Annotated in this window: 6 protein-coding genes and 1 pseudogene; all 7 read right to left on the reverse strand. The window is 40.0% G+C overall.

The genetic code is table 11. The features are described from left to right. The coding region (gene rplS / locus UC75_RS09450) for a 50S ribosomal protein L19 (protein ID WP_228137245.1) at positions 1-265 on the reverse strand (265 nt) is incomplete at its 3' end. 219 nt (positions 266-484) lie between these two features. Further along, complete coding sequence (trmD, locus tag UC75_RS09455; protein WP_049837428.1) at positions 485-1,240, reverse strand: tRNA (guanosine(37)-N1)-methyltransferase TrmD; 756 nt, start codon at positions 1,238-1,240, stop codon at positions 485-487. 42 nt (positions 1,241-1,282) lie between these two features. Then, positions 1,283-1,831, reverse strand: coding sequence for a ribosome maturation factor RimM (rimM, locus tag UC75_RS09460; protein WP_004789777.1), 549 nt, complete (start codon positions 1,829-1,831; stop codon positions 1,283-1,285). Positions 1,832-1,851: 20 nt separating this feature from the next. Next, the gene (rpsP, locus tag UC75_RS09465; protein WP_000260334.1) at positions 1,852-2,103 is read right to left on the reverse strand and encodes a 30S ribosomal protein S16; all 252 of its coding nucleotides are present in this window, start codon (positions 2,101-2,103) and stop codon (positions 1,852-1,854) included. Between the two features lie 146 nt (positions 2,104-2,249). After that, positions 2,250-2,699, reverse strand: coding sequence for a type IV pilin protein (locus UC75_RS09470; protein ID WP_049837429.1), 450 nt, complete (start codon positions 2,697-2,699; stop codon positions 2,250-2,252). Beyond that, positions 2,683-3,183 (reverse strand): type IV pilin protein, encoded by a 501-nt coding sequence (locus tag UC75_RS09475; protein WP_049837430.1) that lies wholly within the window; start codon positions 3,181-3,183, stop codon positions 2,683-2,685. The genes UC75_RS09470 and UC75_RS09475 overlap by 17 nt, the downstream gene beginning before the upstream one ends. Before the next feature lie 9 nt (positions 3,184-3,192). Further along, positions 3,193-3,910: pseudogene (locus UC75_RS20955) on the reverse strand (pilus assembly protein PilY); the annotation flags it as partial.

A 3,910-nucleotide genomic window follows, 5' to 3' on the forward strand; every position in this document is an offset into this window, starting at 1 on the left:
CTTCGATTTTAGCAACAACTGGTGAGTGAGTTTGGAATACACGCTCAACACCAACACCGCTAGAAATTTTACGCACTGTGAACGCAGAGTTCAAACCACGGTTTTTCTTAGCAATTACAACACCTTCAAATGCCTGAAGACGTTCACGCTCACCTTCTTTTACTTTAACTTGGACAATAACAGTGTCACCAGGAGCAAAAGCAGGGATATCAGATTTTAACTGTGCATTTTCAACAGCTTGAACTAAAGGATGTTTACCACTCATTGTGGGAATCTCCAATATGTGCGGAGTCAGAAGAGGTCTGAAATTCCGCTGGGGATAGAGGCTAAAGCGCATATCAACCCGTTTATCTTTCCCTTTACGACAAAATGTCTATAAAGAGCCTTAGAATATACATAAAACTATTCATTAAATAGAATCATGCTTTAACTCGAAGCATTGCTTCTCGTATTTTTGCAGAACTTCCGTTCCTGAGAATAGTGGTTAAGAATTACCACCGCTCTCTTTCGCATCTTTTAGCCATTTTTTCTGCTGCTTATTCAACTCTACTTTCTCGGTCAACTCTGGTCGACGTTCTAAAGTTCGTTGATAACGCTGCAAAAAGCGCCATTTTTCGATATTGCCGTGATGTCCAGATTTTAAAACTTCCGGTACATCCAACCCTTCAAAATGGTCTGGCTTTGTATATTGTGGACAATCTAAAAGACCATCAACAAAAGAATCTTGTACTGCTGACTGTTCATCTGACATTACATTCGGCAAACGGCGAATAATACTGTCAAGTAACACCATAGCGGGCAGTTCACCACCTGATAAAACGTAATCACCAATTGACCATTCCTGATCAACATAATGCTGGATCAAACGCTCATCCACTCCCTCATAACGTCCACACAGTACAATTAAGCCGTCGTAATCAACAAACTGCTGTACTGCCTGTTCATTTAAAGTTTTGCCTTGTGGAGACATGTACACTACAGGAACATTAACATGTCCTGCTTGTGAGGCAAGCTGTTTGGCATGCGCAATTGCTTTCGCCAAAGGCTCAGCCATCATCACCATCCCAGGGCCACCACCAAATGGACGTTCATCCACTCTTCTGTAGTTTCCCTCAGCAAAATCACGAGGGTTAATACAAGTAACTTGTACGATATCTCGTTTTGCCGCACGTCCGCTGATGCCGTAGGCTGTAATCGCTTCAAACATTTCAGGAAAAAGCGTAATGACTGCAAAAAACATCACAGACTCCTCTATTTTCCTGCTGTATTAATCCTAAAAGGATTAATAATCTACGCCCCAATTGACGTAAATACGACCAGCTTCAAGATCAACACGTTGTACTACATCTTTATGCCAAGGAATCATGCGTTCTTCTGAATCAACACTGTCTGGGGTAGCATGTACCACCATCACATCATTAGCTCCAGTTTCAAACAACTCATGAATTTTACCTAAGTTTACTTCCTGCTCTTCATCATCAAGACCAAACACTGTTAATCCTTTTAAATCTGACCAGTAGTACTCATCTACATCTGCTTTTGGCAGTTGAGACTTAGCAATCCAGATATTAGCGCCAACCAAGTTTTCTGCCCCTGTGCGATCACTCACACCTTTCAAAGCAACAACTAGGCCTTTGCCATGTGGTTTCCAACGTTTTACATCTATTGTTTGCCAACCTGCCTTGGTCTCAATGTACCAAGGCAGGTAGTCAAACATGTTGCTCATAGGTTCTGTATTTGAATACACCCAGAGCCACCCATTCAATCCATAAGCTGAACGTAACTGTCCAATCTGAATACGATCTTCGGGAACATTCTGTGTTGATGTCATGGGCTACCTACTACAAAAAATTATGCAGTAGCTTTTTTAGCTTGAGCAGCTAAAGAAGCAACACGTTCAGAAGGTTGAGCACCTTGAGAAACCCAGTGAGCAAAACGGTCTGCATCTAAACGAAGTTTTTCTGCTTGACCTTGTGCAGTCGGGTTAAAGAAACCGATACGCTCGATGAAACGACCATCACGTGCATTGCGGCTGTCAGTCACAACGATTTGATAGAATGGACGTTTTTTTGCGCCGCCACGTGCTAAACGGATAACAACCATGATAAAAGCCTTATAATTCTTACGGATTATCCCTGCGCCGACCATCGGCAACACTTCAAACCCCTTTCATAGAGGGCGACATTCTACGTGATTTTCGCCCTGAAAGAAAGATTATTTTTTGAGTTATCCCCAGTTTTGAATTTAAATTAACGTCCATCCCAATTTGATGTATTTGACAAGCTTATTAATGAGCAGGCTAGACCTTTAGACCAGTAGCGCTGTTGATCCTGATTTACGCAAATTTCACCATTACCATTTTGTATAGAAGTAATAATTGGAGTGGCTTTGAGCAAATATCCCTGATTATCAGCATCAATCGCTAAAGTTACAGTATAAAAAGCAGTTCCTGCTAAAGGATAATTTTGAGAGGCTGTACCATTATCTAAAGTAGCATTATTAAAACTATGATTAACGACTTTATAGCTTTGTAATCGTTGATTAATACGCAGCATCTCAGCTTGTACATCCGTACGATTAGTACGGATTTTATATTGAGTATAAGATGGGTAAGCAATTGCTGCCAGAATTGCAATGATCGCCACCACAATCATCAGCTCAATTAATGTAAATCCTTGGTGACTACCATTTTTTAGCATTTGCAGCACACCCCGTATAATTATTGATATTAGTTAGATCATTTGCCACCAAATACTTAGATTTACATTTAATCCCTGTACTCGTAACTAACAGAGCATCATACCCTGCCGTTTCCGGTATTGCTCTAATCGCCCATCTTTGGCCCAATCCAGCACTACTAGCCAATAAAGTAGTAGCATCTGTTCCACTAACATCAGCTAATGTAATCGTGTACTTTTTATTGGTACTGCTTGGGAAATCCACACTACTCATTGCTGAGGTTTGTCCATATAAATATTTAGGATCGAAACCATGATAAGAAAAGTTTTGGCTTTTATATCTTTCTAATTGTCCAGCAAGCTTTAGTAATTCCTGCTGGACTGCTGCGGTATCTGCACGGCGAATTTGAGCTTGATATGATGGAATCGCAATTGCTGCAAAAACAGCGACAATCATGACGACAATCATTAGCTCAATCAGGGTAAATCCCATATTTTTTTTCATAGAGATCTCCTATTGTCGCTCATACCAATTTGTACTTTGAAATATTTTTGTCGTTTTGTAATTTCGCCCAACTTCTGGTAGGAGTTTAATCAAATTATTTACACCATTTGAAAATCCTCCCGCATTAATTTTGCTAATGCCATCAGAAGCATTACCCACATTGCCCCCAATCTTATTTGCATTAAAATTAGTAGCATCGGTTGCATCCCCGCAAACCCCATAAGGTAAACATAAACGGCGGATTACACTTGAACCTGTAATACCCCCTGTACACGCATTTGGCTGTTTGGTTGAAGCATGATTTGGATTATATAAAGATACGTAGAAATCTGAAAATTGAGCGGTATTTGCAACCACAAGGTATCCATTAAGTGCTTTTACTGTACCCGTATTTGCAGTTTGGGCTGTTCCATCAGTTTCACGCAAAACATAGTACCAACCCTTTTTCGTATTGTTCATCAGATTTGCTACATTGGTACTAGCAATAGCACTCCAATTATATAAATCTGATTCTGTTAAATTACTGGTTTTAGAGAATGTTGAACTGTATAAATTAGATGAAGCAATATCATAATCATATAAGGCATAAATTCGATTATCATTGCTATTGGCTTTGTTCAAAGGAAAACTTCGATTACCAGAAGCAATGCCAAGCACACCAAAACGGCTACCGTTACGATCATGAATACTTAAAGTCGGCATTTCATAGAAACGCTGGTTAAGTGCT

Origin of the sequence: Acinetobacter sp. V2 (genome assembly GCF_001188385.1) — a bacterium.
GTDB classification, from domain to species: Bacteria; Pseudomonadota; Gammaproteobacteria; order Pseudomonadales; family Moraxellaceae; genus Acinetobacter; species Acinetobacter oleivorans.

Excerpts from the sequence above, each read along its gene's own strand:
- trmD (WP_049837428.1), bottom strand. The coding sequence starts at position 1,240 with ATGTTTTTTGCAGTCATTACGCTTTTTCCTGAAATGTTTGAAGCGATT.
- rimM (WP_004789777.1), bottom strand. The coding sequence starts at position 1,831 with ATGACATCAACACAGAATGTTCCCGAAGATCGTATTCAGATTGGACAG.
- rpsP (WP_000260334.1), bottom strand. The coding sequence starts at position 2,103 with ATGGTTGTTATCCGTTTAGCACGTGGCGGCGCAAAAAAACGTCCATTC.
- UC75_RS09470 (WP_049837429.1), bottom strand. The coding sequence starts at position 2,699 with ATGCTAAAAAATGGTAGTCACCAAGGATTTACATTAATTGAGCTGATG.
- UC75_RS09475 (WP_049837430.1), bottom strand. The coding sequence starts at position 3,183 with ATGAAAAAAAATATGGGATTTACCCTGATTGAGCTAATGATTGTCGTC.